General features: G+C 57.7%; 17 protein-coding genes. 6 read left to right on the top strand and 11 right to left on the bottom strand.

The features are described 5' to 3' along the window. A partial coding sequence (locus ACYQ6M_RS26160) for a VCBS domain-containing protein (protein ID WP_460076466.1) occupies positions 1 to 1,179 on the bottom strand: 1,179 nt, incomplete at its 3' end. Positions 1,180 to 1,614: 435 nt separating this feature from the next. On the opposite strand from ACYQ6M_RS26160, the gene ACYQ6M_RS26165 reads away from it, so the two are divergent. Continuing rightward, entirely contained in the window at positions 1,615 to 2,718 is a 1,104-nt protein-coding gene (locus tag ACYQ6M_RS26165; protein WP_229005965.1) for a helix-turn-helix transcriptional regulator, read from the top strand. Positions 2,719 to 2,748: 30 nt separating this feature from the next. Here ACYQ6M_RS26165 and ACYQ6M_RS26170 read toward each other — a convergent pair whose 3' ends face one another. The 8 genes from ACYQ6M_RS26170 to ACYQ6M_RS26205 all read right to left on the bottom strand — a co-directional run bounded on the left by ACYQ6M_RS26170 (position 2,749) and on the right by ACYQ6M_RS26205 (position 11,668). Beyond that, on the bottom strand, positions 2,749 to 3,366 hold the full coding sequence (locus ACYQ6M_RS26170) for a GNAT family N-acetyltransferase (RefSeq protein ID WP_460076970.1): 618 nt from the start codon (positions 3,364 to 3,366) through the stop codon (positions 2,749 to 2,751). Between the two features lie 2 nt (positions 3,367 to 3,368). Further along, complete coding sequence (locus ACYQ6M_RS26175; RefSeq protein ID WP_460076468.1) at positions 3,369 to 3,656, bottom strand: DUF1127 domain-containing protein; 288 nt, start codon at positions 3,654 to 3,656, stop codon at positions 3,369 to 3,371. Between the two features lie 18 nt (positions 3,657 to 3,674). Continuing rightward, a complete protein-coding gene (locus ACYQ6M_RS26180; RefSeq protein WP_460076470.1) occupies positions 3,675 to 4,628 on the bottom strand; it encodes a homocysteine S-methyltransferase family protein in 954 nt (317 codons plus the stop codon). A gap of 481 nt (positions 4,629 to 5,109) precedes the next feature. After that, complete coding sequence (locus tag ACYQ6M_RS26185) at positions 5,110 to 5,883, bottom strand: prephenate dehydrogenase/arogenate dehydrogenase family protein (protein ID WP_460076473.1); 774 nt, start codon at positions 5,881 to 5,883, stop codon at positions 5,110 to 5,112. 315 nt (positions 5,884 to 6,198) lie between these two features. Further along, positions 6,199 to 7,131 (bottom strand): hypothetical protein, encoded by a 933-nt coding sequence (locus ACYQ6M_RS26190; protein WP_077293839.1) that lies wholly within the window; start codon positions 7,129 to 7,131, stop codon positions 6,199 to 6,201. 119 nt (positions 7,132 to 7,250) lie between these two features. Beyond that, positions 7,251 to 8,318 carry a serine hydrolase domain-containing protein gene (locus ACYQ6M_RS26195; protein WP_460076475.1) on the bottom strand — a complete coding sequence of 356 codons (1,068 nt, stop codon included), beginning with the start codon at positions 8,316 to 8,318 and terminating at the stop codon, positions 7,251 to 7,253. Positions 8,319 to 8,567: 249 nt separating this feature from the next. Continuing rightward, positions 8,568 to 11,402 (bottom strand): ATP-binding protein, encoded by a 2,835-nt coding sequence (locus tag ACYQ6M_RS26200; RefSeq protein WP_460076478.1) that lies wholly within the window; start codon positions 11,400 to 11,402, stop codon positions 8,568 to 8,570. Next, on the bottom strand, positions 11,399 to 11,668 hold the full coding sequence (locus ACYQ6M_RS26205; RefSeq protein ID WP_460076479.1) for a hypothetical protein: 270 nt from the start codon (positions 11,666 to 11,668) through the stop codon (positions 11,399 to 11,401). The genes ACYQ6M_RS26200 and ACYQ6M_RS26205 overlap by 4 nt, the downstream gene beginning before the upstream one ends. Positions 11,669 to 12,192: 524 nt before the next feature. Between ACYQ6M_RS26205 and hisD the strand changes: the two genes are divergently transcribed. Continuing rightward, complete coding sequence (gene hisD / locus ACYQ6M_RS26210) at positions 12,193 to 13,476, top strand: histidinol dehydrogenase (RefSeq protein WP_460076481.1); 1,284 nt, start codon at positions 12,193 to 12,195, stop codon at positions 13,474 to 13,476. On the opposite strand, the gene ACYQ6M_RS26215 is transcribed toward hisD, so the two are convergent. Together ACYQ6M_RS26215 and ACYQ6M_RS26220 are read right to left on the bottom strand one after the other, a co-directional pair. Beyond that, entirely contained in the window at positions 13,467 to 14,846 is a 1,380-nt protein-coding gene (locus ACYQ6M_RS26215) for an amidase (protein WP_460076484.1), read from the bottom strand. The genes hisD and ACYQ6M_RS26215 overlap by 10 nt on opposite strands. Continuing rightward, entirely contained in the window at positions 14,839 to 14,979 is a 141-nt protein-coding gene (locus ACYQ6M_RS26220) for a hypothetical protein (protein WP_168693734.1), read from the bottom strand. The genes ACYQ6M_RS26215 and ACYQ6M_RS26220 overlap by 8 nt, the downstream gene beginning before the upstream one ends. Before the next feature lie 207 nt (positions 14,980 to 15,186). Between ACYQ6M_RS26220 and ACYQ6M_RS26225 the strand changes: the two genes are divergently transcribed. The 4 genes from ACYQ6M_RS26225 (at position 15,187) to ACYQ6M_RS26240 (ending at position 19,646) form a co-directional block, all read left to right on the top strand. After that, entirely contained in the window at positions 15,187 to 16,371 is a 1,185-nt protein-coding gene (locus ACYQ6M_RS26225) for a nuclear transport factor 2 family protein (protein ID WP_168687584.1), read from the top strand. Positions 16,372 to 16,435: 64 nt separating this feature from the next. Then, a complete protein-coding gene (locus tag ACYQ6M_RS26230; protein WP_460076486.1) occupies positions 16,436 to 17,671 on the top strand; it encodes an ABC transporter substrate-binding protein in 1,236 nt (411 codons plus the stop codon). A 65-nt stretch (positions 17,672 to 17,736) separates the two neighbouring features. Beyond that, positions 17,737 to 18,768, top strand: a complete 1,032-nt coding sequence (locus tag ACYQ6M_RS26235; protein WP_289809354.1) for a carbohydrate ABC transporter permease — start codon at positions 17,737 to 17,739, stop codon at positions 18,766 to 18,768. Next, positions 18,768 to 19,646 carry a carbohydrate ABC transporter permease gene (locus ACYQ6M_RS26240; protein WP_023001274.1) on the top strand — a complete coding sequence of 293 codons (879 nt, stop codon included), beginning with the start codon at positions 18,768 to 18,770 and terminating at the stop codon, positions 19,644 to 19,646. Before ACYQ6M_RS26235 ends, ACYQ6M_RS26240 begins: the two co-directional genes overlap by 1 nt. The last annotated feature ends 1 nt before the right edge of the window (position 19,647 follow it).

A 19,647-nucleotide genomic window follows, 5' to 3' on the forward strand; every position in this document is an offset into this window, starting at 1 on the left:
CTCGAAGACACCGCCGCGGGTATGGACGTAACCTTCGTCTTCCGCACCCGGCCATTCAACGATGGGCAGGAAGTTCAACGAGAGATCGCCGCCGATCGTCGGAGCATCGTTGCTACCGGTAACCGTGACCTTGAATTCGGCCTTGTCGCCACCGACAACCTGATAAACGAAGGTATCGACACCCTCCTGGCCATCGGCGAGGCGGTTCGCTTCTTCGGAATAGACGTAGCTGGCTTCGCCCGTTTCGACGTTCAGCAACAAGGTGCCGTATTTGCCCTCGACCTCCAGCATGCCATCTGAATCAGCGACGGCATCAACGTTGACAATCGAGCCGCCAGCCGTTTTGAAAGCCAGCTGGGTGATGACCTGGCCGCCGGTTTCGCCGATTTCGTCGTCGTTGCCGAGAACGTTGAATGTCGCTGCAACTTCCGCTTCGTCGTCGCCGGTGGTTTCGGTGACGTCGATCGCATCGTTATGAGCGACGAGTGCGCCATCCGTGACACTGAAGAGATGGATGTCACCGACTTCACTGCCTTCGCCGAACTGAACCAGTTCGATGTTGTAAAGGGTGGTCGTGCCGGTGCCGTTGGTGATGCTGACGGAACCGTCTTCGTTGGTCTTGATGTCGTAATCTTCAGCCTTGCCTGCAAACTGGGCAACGTCCTTGGAGCCGCCACGGCCGTCAATGATATCGCTGCCGCCGTTGCCGAAGAAGATGTTGTTCAGGCCGTTGCCGAGCATGACATCGTCATTGACCGTGCCGATGGCATTTTCGATGGACGACAGCAGATCGATATCGCCGCCCTTGCTCACGGCGATACCGCTGCGAAGGTCGATGAAGATGCCGTTTTCTGTGCTGTTCAGGTAAGAATAATCAATTGTATCAACGTCGTCGCTGCCGAGCAGGATGTCGATGCTGCCGTAACCGACAAGCATGTCGTTTCCGCTTCTGGCAAGCACGAGATCAAGACCAGATGTTCCTTCGAGCGGTACATCGGCACCGGTCGTCCCATTCACGAAATTGATGCTGGAGACGTCCGGGGTCGGATCGCTGCCGTCTTCTTCGATGTAAGTACCGACAACGTCAACGTCGCTGATCGTGGAAGTGCTGTTCTTGATGTCCGCCAGAGTGGCGCGGATGGAGTCGAAAAATTCCGACAGATTGATGTTATTAGGCATTAATCCATTCCTGACTAGCTCCACCGGCTGCCCGAGAGGGACAACCGGTGATTAAAGAATGGGTGTAAAAATCACCCTTGCTGAAATGCACGAGCAGACTTGGCAGACTGTTTCAATTTGAGCCATTCCCCAAATGGGGGCTGCGTTAACCAAGAAGTTTGTTAACCTTGCCTTCAGACGAAGCCGCAGAAAATACGCAGCGTAAACAACACTTCGGAGAAAGCTTTAGAGTTTCAATGCGTTGAGGGGTGTTAAAATGACGTATGGTCAACATTTGCACCCTAATTAACCATTTGTTAATTTTTTTGGCACGCGAGAAAAATAATTCCTCACGGAATACGTTATTGCCTCCCCTTAGAGTTGTGTATACGATTGCATAGTTTTTGTCGTGCCATTCTTCATATTTTTTTACTGTCAGAATGTTGTGTTTTAGCAATGTCCGAGCAACTTGAGAAGCTTATCGCAGAGTTATATGAGAGCGTAGAAACGGAGAGGTTGTTTTCAGAAACTCTTTCAAAAATAGTTACTTACCTTGGTGCGGCTCAATCTCATTTATGTCTTCTTGGGAAGGATAACTCTTCGATTGGACTTAATTTCACCGCCAATATGGATCCGAGTTTTCTCGATGAATATCACCAGCACTATGTCAACATCGATTACCGCTTAAAACTCATAACGAAATCACCTGTGGGGGCTGTCATGACGGACGATCAGTTCAATACACAAGAAGGTTTACGCTCCAGTCCGATCCATCACGATCTGTTTCCGCGATACGATGTGAACAGGATCATGGGCAGTAACATCACCGTTGACGGTCGCCTTGGCTGGTTCGGTGTTACAAGCATGCGCAAAGACGGGACCTTCTCCAAAGAGGTAATGGAGGATTTTTCGAGGCTCGTTGTCCATGCCAGGAAGGCGCTTCAACTTCGGCAGCTGCGCATGGAAACCGGTGAACGGGAACTCGTTCACAGGTCGTCCAACGATGCGCAAACCCATGGCGTCATCATGCTTGCCAATGGCGAGACCGAATACGTCAACCAAATCGCGCAGGATATCCTCGACCTGGGTTTCGTGAGAATACAAAATGGCAGGCTGGTCTGCCGCAATCCAAGAGAACAAAAGAAGCTGGACGCGGTTCACCGGCGCGTTCGAAACGGGGAAGCGCCACTGGTGCGTCTTCTCGATAGCAAAACCAACACGACCTACGCCGTACAGGTGTTCAACCCGCTCCCCCGGTTCGTTGACGGACGACTGGAACCGGCACGCTGGGTGACCTACAAGATCGTGGTGCTCAATCCGCAGGACATTCTCTCTCCGCGTACGCTCGACCGTATCAGCCAGTTTTTTGGACTGAGTGGAAGCGAGAGCGCCGCCATTGCCGCTGTCATAGCGCTGCAGCCGCTGTCAGAATACTCCCGAGTCAAGGGTGTCCAGCAGGATACAGTTCGAAAACAGCTGAAGTCTGCGATGACAAAGATGGCAGTCAACTCACAAAAACAGCTGTTCCAGGTCTACGAGCGGTTCAAGGTCTTCGAATGACAGCCCGGGCTTCCAGGGCACAGGTGAAGATCAACCCTCCACCTGCTCCATGGCAGTGCACTCTCGTACAAGCAAAAGAGCATTGCCGTCAGAGTAGTGCAGGCTTGGATGCGGTACGATGGCGCGACGATCCATCTCGCGAAAGCCCAGTGACGCATAGAGACGAAGTGCCGGCACATTCCTGTCGAAGCATATGAGCGAAACTCGCGTGAGACCTTGCGCGGCTGCAAGACGGTCGGCGAGGATCATCAGCTTTCGCGCGTACCCGCGACGGCGAAATTCCGGACGGACAGCCACGCCGGAAACATACAACGAGCCTGGATCTTCCAACTCGGAGTAGGGCTTGAGCACTGGATCGGTCTCGGGTATCTCGTCACTCTGCATCTTGAAGGCATGCAGCATGGCCGCCCCCTGGCCGCCAATCTCAACCATGTGGCAATTCTGATAGGAAAACGCCGTGTTTTCCCGCGAATACCGCGATGCCCCAACCTCCAGGAGGTCCGCGCCGGGAGCCCCGACGCGAGACCAGATGTAAGAAGCAAGTCCATCTGAGGACATCAGGAAAAGCGAGGCGATATCATATGCGTCTGCCTTCGTGGCCGGACGGATCTGTTCGCTCCGTGTTTCGCCTTTCGATTGGACCGACATTTTCACTTCACTTCTCCCGCGTTGACCTCATTGCACATGCCATCCCCCTTCGCCTCATCGAGCATGACAGCTGGAGCGGGCCTCAGGTGATGCAGCGCCCGGGTGTCACCGTTACGGATCACATGGCGCACGCTGTCACGGTTCAATCCGATGTCGCGCAGTTCATGGTCCGACATTCTCTCCAGTGTCTGGATCAGGATGCGGTTTTTCCTGGCTCTGCGCCAACGTTCCAGAATCCCGATCGCGTTCCTGCGACAGGCAATCCTGCCAACCATGGTCGAAACGGTCATTCTGATACTCCCCGTTACTTACGCCCTGAGGGGCTGGTGGAGGCAGGTCTGCCCGATTGCGTCGACATGCCGGTGGTCGGTACCACAGCAGCCACCGAAGACCCGCAGGTTCGGCAGGACCGCCAGGAGGTTGGCATAGTCCCTGCCAAGTTCCTGCGGATTGCCGTCATCCAGCTCTTCAGCTTCATCCAGCTCGGCGTGGCTCAACCGCGAAGCATTCGCGCGCAGACCCCGAATTCGCCTGGTCCAGTCCGCTCCTTCGTCCAGAACATGCCGGAAGTGATCCGGGTGGGCGCAATTGATCATGTAGTAGGCGGGCGGGCAGTCGGCATCGAGCTCGGCGATCGCGTCCTTCAGGGGCTGGCCTGTCGGCAGGTGCCCATCGGTCTCAACGGTGAAGGCAAGAGCCAACGGCACGTCCCGTTTCGCACAGGCCCGCGCTATGCCCATGGCTTCGCCGGCATGGGTCATGGTGATCGCGCTGATCATATCGACCCCTGCCGCATCCAGTGTGGCGACCTGAATAGCGTGATAGTCCTCGGACTCGGCAGAGGACATCATGGTTTCGGGTGCGTAGCCATCTCCCCGAGGACCCACATTGCCGCTGATGACAAAAGGATGTTCACCTTCGAACTCGGCACGCAGTTCGAAAAGCATTGCAACCGCGTCCTGGTTTGCATGTTTCAATTCTTCGGCCGAATAGCCAAGACGGTCACCCCAGTCACGGCTGGCGCGCCATGTCGCGCTGTCGAGAATGAAGCCCGAGCCCTGCGCATTCGCAATATGGGCGTAGCGTTCGTAGTAACGGCGAAGGGCAGCGCGGCCTTCTGTTTCTTTCAAGGCATGAAAGGAAGCAAACAGTGGCAGGTCGATGCCATCATGAAAAATCAGAGTTGTTTCGAGGCCACCATCGGTGAGCAGGCAGGCGTCACCAATCTGCGGCAGTTTATTACGGTACTTGTAAAGTTCCATCTTCGGTATTCTCTTGGCTCAAATGATTTGCGTACTGCGTTGCGTTTTTCCTTCCGCCGCAGAGCAACATTTATTTTGTTGATTTCAGTAATTTTGCCGCGCGATGCTTGGCTACCCAATCAAACGACGACCTGACCTTAGATAGCTGGCCAAGGAACTTTCACGTATGACGGCCGTCACACCGAATGAGGTGGACGTTCATCTTCGAGAAACTGACCATTTGCGAAGGGGAATTGCCGCGAGGGGACAATGGCCAAGAGAAGGCATTGAACCGATCAACGCATCTAACGCGTGACTTTCGGGGTATCGGCCAAAGACACAAGCATCCGGCAAGGGGTGCTGGCCGAAACTTGCGGAGCCTCGTTTAGAGCCGGCGCGGTCCCAAGAGACCAAGCCGGCTTGACCTTGTCCGCAGTCAGGCGGGTTTGACTGACTGCGGCGTTGATTATCGAACCGAACGGAGCCCGTTAGAGGGCCCGGTTCATGACAGGGCAGTCCGGCCGGACAAATGCGGCGTCGTGCGCAGCTCAATATCAAGCTCCGAGGCAAGGTCGAAGAAACGCCGGCGCACGCCCGAAGCGTAGGGGTTCAGCCCCTCGATCGCATCGAAAAGCTCCGGCGGATCGTGGCGAACCATTTCGATAGCCTCGTTGAGAAGGTCGAAGCTTCGGGTGGTGGTCATCCGGGGAAGCGGCCCCATCTTCACCAGCACCTTGGCAATCAAGTGGGTAAGGCCCTGGGACAGCGCGGCATCGCGATCATGCGCATCCGGTGTTGTTTCGAACACATCCAGCCCAAGAGCCACCTTGAGAAAGGCGACAACACGTTTGTAGCTTCGGCCTTTCAGAGGGCACAGCGCGATTTTCAGGCCCTGCAATCCGTTGCGAGCGCTTTGCGGCCCGAAAAGCGGATGGGTCGCAAGGATTTCGACATGTGGTGGCAGCAACTCCAGCATCAGACGAGCGGGCTCGACCTTTACCGAACCGACATCCAGCACCAGCGTATTCGGCCTCAGGTGCGGCGCGATCGCACGCAGTGTTTCTTCCATGCAAGCCACCGGAACTGCGACCACCACGATCCGGCAGGCGGCGACCTCGGCAAGGTCCGCACTGCCATCATAACGCGGATCATGGATCAGCAGTTCGACATGAGAAGAAAGATGCTCGGCGATCAATCGCCCGAACGCCCCGTAACCGATAAGGCCCAGGGTGAGAGAGCGATGTGGTTTACATATTGCAGCTTGGAAAACAGTCATGACTTAACCCGGTGAATTGGCTGCAAGGCCAAGAGCTGTATACCGAGTCACAACCGCTGGCGATGCAGCGGTAAACAGACAGCAAAGTCCCTCCGCTAACTTGGCGGATAATAATAGTTCGCAGTGTTGTGCAGGACGTTGCTCATGCTCTTGAGCTAGCAAGCCCGGTGGGACAAGTCAATGCGGCGCGATCATCTCAAAATGGCAACTTGTGTTGACCGTAAAGGTAAGTGGCCGATAACACGGCAATTCAAACGACCGTTTCCAGCGCGCCACCCAATGCAGCCGGCCCAGCGAAGATGAATTCAGCGACCCTTAGTCGAAGTAGTTTACCCAACCGATAACCTTGCCGCTGCCGTCCTTGATTTCGTCATTGAAACGTATGCCATGGAGGGATCCAACGTTTGGCGACACGGATCGAGGAAACCTGTTCTCAACGACATTTTTCACCTGGGCGCCAAACGAATGCCAGGCCAAGTCACCAAAATTTTTCGGTTTTGCCATCTTGGCACCACTCGCCCCACCTACGACCGATTGCATAAGCTCGTACGTTTGTTTGGCTTCTTCAGCCAGAGCCCTTTTCGCAGCACTGCGCGCCAGCGAGAGGCACACGCCGTTCTTTAATGTTTTTTCGAAAATGATGACGTTCAGGCCGAAATTCATCAACGCAATACCTTTAACGCCGGCGTCGTTCCCCAGGTATGTGATCCAATTGACCTCAAGCTTGTGGTCTTGCCTGATCGTATTGTAATCGAGCGGCTGTTCGGTCCAGTAGTGGATCGAACCGTTTTCGGACACATTGTGGAATTTACAGTGGCTCCTCGGATCATTTGTTTTCCAGACGATAAAAAGCCGTGCCCGGTCACCATCCATCTTGTTACTGACAAAAGCCGCCACCTCACGTTTGTGTTTCGGTGGTCGTGACGCCCAGGCCTTGATGTCGGAACTGATGAAACCGATGCCATCGATGTTCGATTTTTCGTAAGGTCGCCACGAAGTCCTGTCGGAATTGTCACCGGATTTCGGGGCGACGGGACCATATTCCCTAGCAAACAGGTCATAATAGCTCAGCCATTCCTTTGACAGTTCATCGTAGTTGTTCATGCCTTTTCTGATCCCCGAACCGCGCAACTCGGGATGGTGCCAGTAGAAAACCAGGTCAGCGAGATTGGAAGGATCTTTGATCCCTTTTGAAATCGCTTGTGAGATGGTGGCAATTATCGCACTGGGAAAGTCGAATAGATTCATTGTCTTTCCTGTTCAATTATCTCTTTATTTATACCATTTAGAACTTTTCTATACTTGCATTTATGAAAATGTAGATATTTTATACTTATTCATATGAAGCATAGTTGAGCTAATAGTTCTTACGACGGCCCACGCGCTGCGTTGTAGCCATCGATCAGCGCCTTCCTCAGTCCCACGCCTTCATTTGCCGGGCGGGAGTTCGCGATTGCTGCCGCGACAAAGCCATTCGGAAAGACAACCACCTCAGCAGTCGCCTGTCCGCCCCAACGGCTTCCGTTGTGGGATACGGCCCGTCCATCGTTGGTTCCTGGACGGCTTGCAAAAACGAGCCGGTCATCATCTGCGGAAAACATCAGCTCGTGATTGTCGTTGACGACTTCGCGCGTCGAAACGATGCGATGAACGACCTTCGAGAGGGCTCTCGTTGACAGAAACCAGCCTCCGATAGCACACGGCTTGCCGACTTCGGTGCGATCCGTACCGGCCTCATCCATCGGTCCGTCGTAATAGAGGGCGCCTCGCGCCGGATCGGAGAACGTATTGCAGCCGCCCGTCACACCAACCGGCTCGAACAGGGTCTTTTCAACGATATCCCGGTACCGATTGTACGCATGAACCTGAAGATAACTGTCATATGTTATCTCGCCGGGGGCAAACCCGTCCTCGATCTGCGCCCATTTTGCCGGCACAAGGGAAGCGGCACTGACATTCCAGAGCGCAAAGGACGTGTTCGCGTAACAACGTTTCGTCACGGGTTCAGGCACGCAGGCACTCGCGCCTGTTGCGATGTTCTGCGCTCTGACGATGTAGGTTTCAGCGCCAAGCTGATAGCGTTCCTGCAACGTGAACGCATGATCCCAGATTGTTTTTCCGGACTTGGCGAACCCAGCGCGATGCTGCAGGAGATTCCGAAGCGTAACGGGTTGCAGGGAGGTGTCTAGCTCGCCCTGCCAGCGTCTGGGAAGGTAATCCTGAAACCGGTCGTCTAGCGAAACGCTTTGGAGTGTCTCGGCTCGGTTAATAACCGTTGCCGCCGTCAGAACTTTCGAGACAGAGCCAATCGCGGCCTCGGTGCGGCCGTTGAAGCGCTGCTCGCCACCACTCTCGCAAGGCGTGCGGGCGTAGCCGTGGTTGACCTGGGCAATAATGCGACCGTTTTCGCCGCGCAACGTGACCGCGTACCCCATGTACCGGTCTCCAATCGCTTGAGCGACCAACGCTGCGAACGTTGCGGTATCAAAGTCCGGTTTTTCCTGAACATTGGTAAAAGAGGGTCTCTCCGCCGGAAGATCACAAGCACTTGCGGCAATCGGGAGGCCCATCGCGATAAGGGATACTAAAAAAGGTTTGAACATGACACGAAATCCGTTTCCTGAGACGCGTTAGCTCACGGAAACAGTAAGGCCTATGGCCAAACTGATCATGGGTGGGTGCACCTAATTTTCGTGCGACGAATACTCAATTTCCACGTCGACATCGTCTTCCGCCAGAACGATCCAGGGTTCGCTCTGTGAACGCAAAAGGACCTCCACCCTGTCCTTTGCCTGCAGCTTGGAGAGGATCGACGAAACATGGTTTTCAATGGTTCTGCGAGACCGGCTCAGCGTTTCGGCAATTGCCGCATTGCTGTTTCCCTCGACAAGAAGTCGGAGCACTGTCTGCTCCTTTGCGGTGAGACCGTAGGGGTGGTTGCGCGAACTCTTGTAAGGTCCACGTTGCAGCGGCGGAAGGCCGGATACCCCTTCACGAGAGCGCAACCAGCGACGGGCCGCCATCGCCCCCATGGACCGGAACAATTCATCGGCCTCCTGAAGCCGTTCAGCCTTCCCGGTGGCGGCAAACGACCAGGCTGCCAGATAATCCGAACTTTCCATCCGGAACGCCAATCCGGCTTCTTCGGCCTTCCCTTCGAGAAGCAGGCAAACAGGCTCCGGCAGGCCAGGGGTAGACGTGGACTTCAGCGGCAATTCCGCAGTCCGGGCCCAGAACATCGCTTCGCCCAGCTTTCGCGGGCTAAGAAGCCTGGGATCGAGACTGCAGAGCCATTCCCAGGCCTGCGCTGCGGCCTCTGAAGTCCCAGCCAGCACGGACTGCTCGATTTCTGCGATCTTCAAAACCGTCAGATACTGGGGTTCGCCGATCTTTTCCGCTGAAACGAGAGCCTGCTGCAAAGCCTCTCCGGCGGCTGCATCACCGAGGCGCAGAAGGGAGCGGGCGAGAACGATCTGCGCGGGCATCCGCATGAGCAGGGTCTGGTTTTCCTGTCCCAGAACCCCGCGTGCAATCGTGACTGCCTCGTCAAAACGACCCTGTTCCAGCCGAAGCTGTGCCTTTCGGCCAATCAGGTAATAGGTCCAGGCATCAAGATCGTGAGCGCTGTCAAAACGGATCCCGGCATCGATCAGATCTTCAGCCCGGTCGAGGGCACGCATTTCTATGAGGCATTCGGAGAGATTTGTATAAACCCGCGCGGCCTGCTCATCGAACCCGTTTTCCAGCGAGATCCGCAGGCTCTCACGCAACAGCGTCTCCCCTTCCGGATCTCCTCGGAACAGCATGGCAGAACCGACCGTGTTAAGCGCATGCGTGCAGGTTTCAACGTCTTCGACAGCCTGTGCAAAAGACAAGGCCCGACGCCCCCACGTCACCGCCTCACCCATCTCGTCTTGAAGCATATGATACTGGGCGCGAAGGGCGTATGCCTTCGCCTTCGCCCATTCGGTGGCCGAGGCGTTGTTTTCCAGGACTTCGATTGCTTCCTCGATGTACCTCTTGGCTTCCTCGGCTTCTCCCCTGTACCAGTGGAGCCTGGACAGCCATCTCAGATTTTCTCCGACCCGGTTTTCATTTCCGGCCTTGCGCCAGAGCTCCACCGCCTTGCGGCGGCTGGATATGACGTCTGCGTCGATGCCAAGCGACAGGCCTGCCTCATAGGCCCAACGTTCGCAGATTTCGGCGGCCTGCTGGAGGTCCAGGCTGTCCGCCAGCGGCAAGACATGTTCAAGAAAACGGGCGGCCTCGCGATGGGCTCCGAGACTTGCCGCATTGTCTGCGGCAAGCGGTGCATAACGCAGCAATAGCTGCTCATGTTCGGCTCCTCGGGCGTGATGCACGATCATGTCGAGAGGCTGCACTCCGTCTTCCCGGTTGCAAAGATGATCCAGGAAGCACCTGTGCGCTTCGACCCGCCTTGGATGACTGAGCCGATCGTAGATGGCAATCCGCGCAATCTCGTGACGAAAGGAGAGCTTTCCGCCGCTTTCAATCAGCAGGCCTTTCTCGATAGCCTGCGTCAGGGTGCCGTAGCTGTCGGGCAGTGGCAAAGCCAGGAGAATGCCTGACGGAATTGCACCAGGCCAGCAAGACACATATTCCAGTAGCCGCACGACGTCCTGCGGCAATCCTGCAAGACGCGCATCGACCGCATCCCCGATGGTCTGGGGAACCTTGCTGCCGTCTGCTGACTGAGCCAACAATTCGGTCAGGAAGAAGGGATTACCGCCCGTGATGTCCAGAAGGCGTTCAGGAACCAGGCGGGTTGACCCAACAAGCATCTGCACCGCGTCCAGAGACAAAGGAGCGAGATTTATCTGCTTCTTCCGGGCCGGAACGATTTCGCCCATGGCTGAGCGAAGCGGATGGTAACCCTCCAACTGGTCATCACGATAACTGCAAACCACCAGCAACGGCAGCATCGCGATCCTGCGGCCGATGAACTTCAACCAGTCCAGCGTGCGGTCATCCGCCCAGTGCAGGTCCTCGATGACCAATACCACCGGTTCTCGCAAAGACGACAAATGCTCCACCAGGCCGCCAAAAAGCATGGCTTCCTCATCGCGGGTCTGTGACGATCCGGAAAGACCTGCTGCAATATCTCGTATCGGTCCGAGCGGGCGCGGCGTGATCAAAGGATCGCAAAGACCGATGACCTTCCTGGTTTCGGGCCCGAGGCTGCTCAGGAAATCCGCAATCAGAGACGACTTTCCTATCCCGGCTTCCCCGGCAACGAATACGATCCGTCCACCCGACCTGGAAATGGAAAGGCGAACCTCATCCAATATTTGCAATTGCTCTTCGCGTTCAAGTAGCAACAAACCAACCAAAAAAGACGGTTTCGGACCTGGAAACAAATCTATGGAAGAGTGGACGCTACGGCAATTCTCAATAACTGGTTGTAACGTTCTTTCTTGATTTACCGATCGAAACGCACTCGAAAGGAGCGATTTGCACAGCGCTTCACCAATGCGGCCTTCGCAGGAAAATGTTTTCAATCGGAAGAAGCGAGGTTTGCGACATCCGGCAAATGGTTCAGGCAGCGCGCGTCAAAGCCTTCATCGTCGTGCTGGTAAAACCGGACGGTCAACCGGTCACCTGCCAGACGGCAGGCCTCGTTCAATGCCTGAAGAGTCGCAACCTTGCAGGCGTCCGGATTGCTGAACTGGACCACAAGTCCGTCAGTCCCCTCGACAGCCCGAACGAGGTCGGCCGCAACAAGCACGACGGGGTCGGTTATCCAGCCGCCATCAACCTGGAGCATTCTGAAGCCCTGTGGAATTCTGTCCGGTTTTCGAACAGATTCTGATGGTTGCGATTACTAACCGAAGAGACAGCCAAGTTGTAGCCACCGGCCGTGGTTTTGCGTTTCAGACGTCATCGATCAGAAATCCGACACGAATAGCCCTCCGCATATCCTGCCGATGGCCTTCCCATCGTCACCTGCGCACAAAACGCGCAGCTCGCAACAAGCGTTTTCAGCCTGAAATGCATTCGTATGCAAATTTGCTTGCAATGGATGCTCGGCGGCAGTATTGCAAACGTATGCAGTTGGCAGAGAGACGCGCACCGGCACCGTTGTTCGATCCACGATCGACAAGAGGAATTCCACGGTCACGATGCGCCGCCTCTCATTACCGAGACGCGCTCGCAGCGCTCTACCGGACCGGCTGCCGGGAAACACCGATCACGCTCCCGATCCGGATGTTTCCTGTGATGTTTCAGCTTTCGGCCACGATCTGCGTGGTGTGGCCGGCCTATTGCGCCGCAGGGACCTGAGAGAGACAAATGACGAGACTACCCATCCCGGACACCATCCGTTTTGTGAAATCCCCGGCACGCGATGCGGTTGCCGACAATGCCAGCGTCGAAACACTGGTCGCAGAAGTGCTCAAGCGGGTTGCCGCAGAAGGTGATGCTGCCGTCCGTGACTATTCTGAGAAATTCGACAAGGCGGCGCTCGACCGGTTCGAGGTCACTGCTGAAGAACGTGAGGCAGCAGTCGAGAGGCTGGACCCGCAGACACGCGAAGACACCGAGTTCGCAATCTCCAACGTGCGCATGTTCGCCAGGGCCCAGTTCGGAACCCTGCAGGATCTGGAAGTCGAGATCCGGCCAGGTGTTCACCTCGGGCACCGCAACATTCCGCTCGACCGGGTCGGTTGCTACGTCCCTGGTGGCCGCTACCCGCTCCTGTCCGCGCCGATCATGTCGATCGTCCCGGCGAAGGTGGCCGGTGTCGGCGAAATCATCGCCTGCCTTCCGCCGAACGCCCATGAAGCGATGATTGCGGGCTGCCACCTTTCCGGCGCCGACCGGATTTTCCGGATCGGTGGGGCGCAGGCAATCGCTGCGATGGCACTCGGCACGCAGTCCGTTCCACCTGTCGACAAGATTGTCGGCCCAGGCAACGCCTTCGTCAATGAAGCCAAGCGTCAGGTCTTCGGCCCTGTCGGGATCGACCAGCTCGCCGGTCCATCGGAGATCTTCATACTCGCCGATCACACCGGCGACGCTGAGATGATCGCCACCGATCTTCTGGCACAGGCCGAGCACGACACCAGAACCCGCGTGGGCCTCATCACGACAAACGCGGACCTTGCGGAAGCGGTCCTGAGAGAAGTGGACGTTCAGCTGAAGAGCCTGTCGACGGCGGCCACCGCCGGCCAGGCCTGGAAAGACTACGGCGAGATTTCCGTCTGCCCGGACGAGGCAACAATGATCGCCTATTCAGACATCGTCGCCGCCGAACACCTGCAGGTGCACACCGAGGATGCCAAGACCTTCGCCAGGAGGCTGAAGCACTACGGTTCGCTCTTCATCGGCCCCAACGCCAGCGTCGTCTATTCCGACAAGTGCTGCGGCACCAACCACACGCTGCCGACCATGGGCGCTGGACGTTACACCGGCGGGCTTTGGGTAGGGTCGTACATCAAGACCGTAACCCATCAGTGGATGGACGAGGACGGCATCCGCGAGGTCGCGCCGCCGGCAGTCCGCCAGTCCGCCTCGGAAGGGCTTGAAGGCCACCGCCGCGCGGCGCAGCTGCGCCTCGACCGACTTCAGGGATAATCCAGCGATACCGGCTCGGCCCCGATCGCGGGCCGGGCCGAATGGTTGCTGGATTGTTCGAGCTGGTAAGCGAGCCGGCAGAGCAACGCTTCCTGCCCGAACCCGCCGACAAGCTGGCAGCCGAGCGGCAAGCCGTTCGCGCCGAACCCGCAGAGAAGCGAAATCGCCGGATGCCCTGACATGTTGAACGGCATGGTGCGCATTGCCGTCCAGACCGCGCCGTCGGCAAAGGCGGTGAACTTCGGTGCGGTGCCGAGCGTGGTCGGCATGAGAAGTGCGCTGTGCTGTGCCAGCAATACGTCGACCTCCTGCCTGAAACGATGCGCAACACCACGGGCATGCACGACGTCCTGTGCGTCCAGAACAGCTCCTGTCAGAAGGTTCCGGCGCGCGTCCTTACCATAGGCATCGAACCGGTTGCGCAGACCCACCAAATGGTTCTGAAGAGCCTCCGCCTGCAGGATGACAGTGGCCGCATCCTCGAGCCTTTGATAGGGCGGCAGCGTCACCAGCTCTATTCTGGCACCGAGCAAGGAAAGGAGCGCGGCGGTGTCGTCCATGGCTCGGACAAGGTCAGGATCCGCCGCAGGATCATCAACGAACCAGTCGCGGGCGTAGGCGATGCGAAGTCCCGTGAGCTCCTGTCCGATGTCAGCTGCAGCACGGCTCGCAGGGGCGAGCGCCTCCAGAATGACGGCAGCGTCTTCGACGCAGGCGGCGAGGGGACCAATGACATCGAGGCTCTGCGACAACGGAAAACACCCGGATGCTGAAACCAGGCCCGTGGTCGGCTTCAACCCAACCACACCGCAATAGGCCGCAGGTGCACGGATCGACCCGCCGGTGTCCGTCCCGAGCGCAACGCGCATAAGCCCGGCCGAAACGGCCGCGGCGGAGCCCGACGAGGAGCCGCCGGTGATCGCGCTGGTGTCCCAGGGATTGCAGGCCGGCGGGTTGGGCTGGTCGAAGGCGGGGCCAGTCAGCGCATATTCATAGGTTGCGAGCTTGGCCAGCGGCACCATGCCGGCCTGCCTGAGCGCCGCGACGCTGGCAGCATCAATGTGCCCGGCCTGACCGGGAGCGTGCGGATGGGCATGCGACCCGCAGCGTGTCGGCTGGCCATGCACATCAATGATGTCCTTCACGCCGAAGCAGAGCCCGGCCAACGGCGGCCGGTCGTCCGGCAGAACATTGTCCCAGCGAGACGCCTCGGCAACAGCATCCGGCGACAGATGCACAACTGAACGAATGGCACCGTCCCGCCGTTCGATGCGGGCAACCAGAGCCGACGCGATCTCGCGCGCCGACACCTGGCCGGTCACGATCAACTCCTGTTGACGGCGCAAGGGGCTGTCCAGAACATCATCCATCGTCGCGGTCATCCTTCAGGGCACGTGCCTGTTCGGCCAGGCGCTGCGCCTGTGCAACGGACGCTTTCAGATCCGCCTCGGGAACAGCCAGCCCCAGATCCGCGAGGCGCTTCTTGTATTCGGCCAGGGTCATCGGCCGCTCTCCTGTCGTCGTCTTCCGGTCGTTCCGGTGCGGCAAGCGCACGTCCTCCGGGAGTGATTTTCAACCATGATAATTTCATTTTGCATAGGTATGCAGATTTTTATTGATCGGACTGAACATGTTTGGCAATATCAAAATGCAAGCGTATGCAAAATTCTGCAAGATGCGCGAAACAGCTTCGCTAAAAGGTACGATGAAATGGGAACGCAGGAAGTCTCCACCCCAAAGGCAAAGGACGTGAAATCCGCTCCACGCGTGAACGACGCGCCGCACAACGGCAATGTCATGCAAGTCGAGCGCGCCGATTTCACCGACCTGGTCCCGGAGGGGCGCGCCCCGGTTCAGGGCATGGAGGGTTTCGATCCCTGTTATTCCGATATCGTCGACTATATTGTCCGCTGCACGCACAAGATCTGGGATGAGCGCGACGTAGGCCTCATCTATTCGCACTACACGCATAATATCGTCCTCTACCTGCCGATGGGCACGATCTACAATCGTGAGGACGTGGTGCGCGACACCATCCAGAGGCTCGTCTCCCTGCCCGAACGCCGCGGCATGGCAACCCATGTCATCTGGAACGGCGACGACAAGGACGGCTATTACACTTCTCACCTGGTAACCGGCTCTGGGCGCTATACGCAGAACGGCCATTACGGTCCGGCCAACGGCCGCTCCTTCGTGTCCCGCACGGTCGCCGACTGCATGATCCATCGCAACAAGATCTACCGCGAATGGGTGGTTTCCGACCAGATGGCGGTCGTTCGCCAACTCGGCCTCGACGTTGACGCTTATGCGGGCAAGATCGCTGAAACGAAACTGAGCCAGGGCCTCACGCAGCTCGACATCGGCGAGGTCGGCCTCCTTCAGGGTCAGTATCCGCCGGCGGAAAAGGCCGACCTGGACATCGCCAACACAGATCTGGAACGCGAAACGCTTCAGTTCCTGCATGACATCTTCAATCGCAAGATGTTCGGCCGCATCCGCGAAGTCTATGCACCGACCGCCATGTACCATGGGCCGCTGATGAAAGAGCTCTACGGCACCGCATCGGTCTCTCATCAGACGCTCGGCCTCGTGGGCAGCATGCCGGATGCGGTCTACGCTCCGCAGCACATCTGTTCCACGCCCTGCGTCGAAGGCGGCACGAAAGTCGCCGTTCGCTGGATACTCGAGGGTCATCACCTCGGCTACGGCATTCTGGAAAGCCTTGGAGCGCCCACCGGCAAGCATCTGCGTCTGATGGGCATGTCGCACTATCACTACAAGGACGGCAAGATCGTCGACGAATGGACGGTCTATGACGAACTGTCCCTGCTGGTTCAGATCAAGCTGGCGCAGCTTGCTGACAAGGCTTCCGCGGTGGAGGCCGCCGAAGCCTGAAAGAACGTCAAGAACAAAGAGAAATAGCCCGGGGCAATCGGGCATTCTTCCAATGGAGAATGAGATGAGCAAATTGAAGCTAGCCGTGAGTGCGCTTGCACTCGTTCTCGGGGCCGGCACGGCACACGCCGGGTGCGGCATCGAGGGTGGCAACGTCAAGATCCTTGCAAACGACTTCGATGCCCTCGGAACCGTTATCAAGGAAGCGGAAGCCTGCGCGGGAGACGGCGTCACCGTGGAAGCCAACATGACGACCGAGCACAAGGCACTTCAGGTGCCCGCGCTCACGGTCAACCCGGCGCAGTACACGGTCGCGATGGTTGCCAACAATTCCATCGTTCCGCTCATGAACGACGACCTCATCCGTCCGCTGGACGAGCTGGTCGAGAAATACGGCCAGCAGCTTCAGCCGACGCAGCTCATCAAGGTCGACGGAAAGGTCATGGCAATCGCCTTCATGGCCAACGGCCAGAACCTCTACATTCGCGGCGACATCCTGAAGGAAGCCGGCCTCGAACAGCCGACGTCGCTTGAAGAGGTCATCGAGGCTGCCAAGGTGATCCGGGAGAAGGGCATTCTGGAATACCCGCTGGCGGCGGCAGACCAGGCCGGATGGTATCTCGGCAACGAGTTCGTCAACACCTACCTGGGCCTTGGCGGCACCTTCTTCGAACCAGGAAGCGCAGAGCCGGCCATAAGCGGCGAGGAGGGTCTGAAGACCCTGGCGCTGATGAAGGAACTTTCCGAATACATGGAACCCGAGTTCCTGACCTTCACGTCCGATGAAATCAAGGCGATGTACCTTTCAGGTGAAGTCGCGATCATCAACCAGTGGGCCTCCATGGTGAACGGTCACATCGACCCCAACGGCCCGGCACCGGAAATCGGGGAAGCCACCATTCTCGCGCCCGCACCGACCGTCGGTGGCGGCACCACGCCGGCCGCTGCGCTCTGGTGGGACGGCTTCACCATCGCCAAGAACATCTCCGACGAAGATGCAGCAGCCTCCTTCCAGGCGATGATGCACGGTATCCGGCCGCAGGTTGCCCAGGACAATCCGTCCGCAGCTGCCTGGCTGATTGCGGATTTCTCTCCTCCCGCCTCGGCAAAAGCGATCCTTGAAAACGCGAAGCTCGGGGCGAAAGCCTACCCGATGTCACCCTACATGGGGCTTCTGCATACAGCACTCGGTGCAGAACTCTCCGATTTCCTTCAGAGGCGCGAAAGTGCCGAACAGGCGTTGAACGACGTGGAAGCAGCCTACCGCGCCGCAGCCAAGGAAGCCGGCTTCCTCAACTGATACTGCCCTTTGCCACACCCCTGTCATGTCGATGACAGGGGTGTATCCTTTTCGGGGGAGACTTTATGCGCCACCGTGATTTTGCAGCGTTCATATGGCCATCGGCACTCGCCATGCTCTTGTTCATTGCGTTGCCGATCGTGTCCGTTTTCGTGCAGTCCATGTTCGTCGAGCATGAACAGGTTCTCGTGACCGTGGAAAACTGCGGCCCGTTCGGCTGCACCGACGAAACCAAGGTCGACACAGAGGCAACCCGGGTCCTGCGCGAAGAAGAGCCACTTGGACGCTTCAACGCCTTTGGCACCTATCTCAATCGGTCCCACCTGGCCGTTGAAGAGATCGCCGAGATACTTGAAAGCGGCAACGGTTTTGTCGATGTCGTTACCAGGATCTACAATCTGCCCTTTTACAAGGCGCTGTCCTTCACCCTGGTCTACACTTTCCTGGTGACACCGCTTGCCATGATTGCCGGCTTTGCCGTCGCTCTCGGCGTCAACAGTGTGCCCAGGCTGTTTCGCGGGCCGATCATCTTCCTTTCGCTGCTGCCCTACATCGTGACGCCTCTTCTGGGCTCCCTCATCCTGTTCTGGATGATCAACTCCGACGGCATCATCGGGGCGACACTACAGTGGCTGTTCAACGATCCGGAACTGTCGCTGAAGGCCAGCCCCGTGCTGTCGTGGCTCACGCTCATCACCTACGGAACGTGGCATATGGCGCCCTTCGCCTTCGTGGTCTTCTATGCCGGTCTGCAGACCCTGCCGATGGACACGCTGGAATCTGCCATGATCGACGGTGCCAACCGCTGGGAACGCATCCGATACGTGGTGATGCCTCACCTGACGCCGCTGGCGACCTTCGTCGGTCTTGTTCTGCTGATGGATAATTTCCGCGTGTTCGAACCGATCATCGGCTTCTCGTCGGAGGCCAACGCAACCTCGCTCTCCTGGCTGATCTACAACGACCTGACAGGACAGGTGAACCAGCTTTTCGGATCGGCCGCAGCCACCTCGATCCTGACCATGATCGGCGTGATCATCCTGCTCAGCCCGGTGCTCGTGCGGACCTGGCGCGACTTCAAGAGAAAGGCCCGGTGATGACCAGATCCATCGGCTATTCCCGCCCGCTCGCCATCTTTACCGGGGTCATCCTGGTTGTGTGGCTGATCGTTGCGGCCTTCCCCTTCATCTGGACCGTGTGGGGCTCGTTCAAGGTCCAGGCTGACTTCTTCAGCCGGGTCTCCTTCTGGAACGCCATCACGGGGCCTGCGACCGTGCGCCAGACAGGCGAGGCGCTGACACTCGACGGCTATCGTGGCGCCTGGATCGAGCGAGAGTTCTACCACTCCGTCTGGAACACCACGATCGTCACCATCTGCGTGACCTCCATCTCGCTCTTGTTCGGAACACTCGGCGGCTATGCGCTTTCCCGCTCGAGCCGCAACTACACCTTCTGGATCCTGATCGCCGCGCTGGTCTTCCGGGCCATGCCGCACATCACGCTGGTTTCCGGCTTCCTGCTGCCGTTCTTCCAGCTCAACATCTGGGGCTATCTGCCGACAGCGATCATCGTCCTCGTGGCCATCAACCAGCCCTTCACGATCTGGATGCTGCACAGCTTCTTCAAGTCGATCCCGAAAGATCTGGATGAAAGCGCCATGGTTGACGGTTGCACCCGCTTCCAGGCGTTCCGGCTGGCGATCATGCCGGTGATGTGGCCGGGCGTGATCACCACAGGCCTGTTCAGTTTCCTTCTGGCCTACAACGATTTCTCGGTGACCGCACTGCTGCTGTCCCAGGAAAACCAGACCATGGTTCCGAAGATCAATTCGTTCCTTGGAACCATCCAGACCGAAGGCACCATCATGTATGCGGTTGCCGCAACCGTGAGCGCCACCGTACCGCTTTTCATCCTCGTGATGTTCTTCCAACGCCAGATTGTCAGCGGGCTGACCGCAGGCGCCGTCAAGGGATAGT

It is taken from the genome of Roseibium sp. ROS1, assembly GCF_054658215.1.

What these genes read in the sequence shown, in the direction of transcription:
- ACYQ6M_RS26170 (WP_460076970.1), bottom strand. Translation starts at nt 3,366, where the DNA reads ATGTCGGTCCAATCGAAAGGCGAAACACGGAGCGAACAGATCCGTCCG.
- ACYQ6M_RS26180 (WP_460076470.1), bottom strand. Translation starts at nt 4,628, where the DNA reads ATGGAACTTTACAAGTACCGTAATAAACTGCCGCAGATTGGTGACGCC.
- ACYQ6M_RS26195 (WP_460076475.1), bottom strand. Translation starts at nt 8,318, where the DNA reads ATGGGGTACGCGGTCACGTTGCGCGGCGAAAACGGTCGCATTATTGCC.
- ACYQ6M_RS26230 (WP_460076486.1), top strand. Translation starts at nt 16,436, where the DNA reads ATGAGCAAATTGAAGCTAGCCGTGAGTGCGCTTGCACTCGTTCTCGGG.
- hisD (WP_460076481.1), top strand. Translation starts at nt 12,193, where the DNA reads ATGACGAGACTACCCATCCCGGACACCATCCGTTTTGTGAAATCCCCG.
- ACYQ6M_RS26235 (WP_289809354.1), top strand. Translation starts at nt 17,737, where the DNA reads ATGCGCCACCGTGATTTTGCAGCGTTCATATGGCCATCGGCACTCGCC.
- ACYQ6M_RS26220 (WP_168693734.1), bottom strand. Translation starts at nt 14,979, where the DNA reads ATGACCCTGGCCGAATACAAGAAGCGCCTCGCGGATCTGGGGCTGGCT.
- ACYQ6M_RS26215 (WP_460076484.1), bottom strand. Translation starts at nt 14,846, where the DNA reads ATGGATGATGTTCTGGACAGCCCCTTGCGCCGTCAACAGGAGTTGATC.
- ACYQ6M_RS26240 (WP_023001274.1), top strand. Translation starts at nt 18,768, where the DNA reads ATGACCAGATCCATCGGCTATTCCCGCCCGCTCGCCATCTTTACCGGG.
- ACYQ6M_RS26225 (WP_168687584.1), top strand. Translation starts at nt 15,187, where the DNA reads ATGGGAACGCAGGAAGTCTCCACCCCAAAGGCAAAGGACGTGAAATCC.
- ACYQ6M_RS26165 (WP_229005965.1), top strand. Translation starts at nt 1,615, where the DNA reads ATGTCCGAGCAACTTGAGAAGCTTATCGCAGAGTTATATGAGAGCGTA.
- ACYQ6M_RS26205 (WP_460076479.1), bottom strand. Translation starts at nt 11,668, where the DNA reads ATGCTCCAGGTTGATGGCGGCTGGATAACCGACCCCGTCGTGCTTGTT.
- ACYQ6M_RS26190 (WP_077293839.1), bottom strand. Translation starts at nt 7,131, where the DNA reads ATGAATCTATTCGACTTTCCCAGTGCGATAATTGCCACCATCTCACAA.
- ACYQ6M_RS26185 (WP_460076473.1), bottom strand. Translation starts at nt 5,883, where the DNA reads ATGACTGTTTTCCAAGCTGCAATATGTAAACCACATCGCTCTCTCACC.
- ACYQ6M_RS26175 (WP_460076468.1), bottom strand. Translation starts at nt 3,656, where the DNA reads ATGACCGTTTCGACCATGGTTGGCAGGATTGCCTGTCGCAGGAACGCG.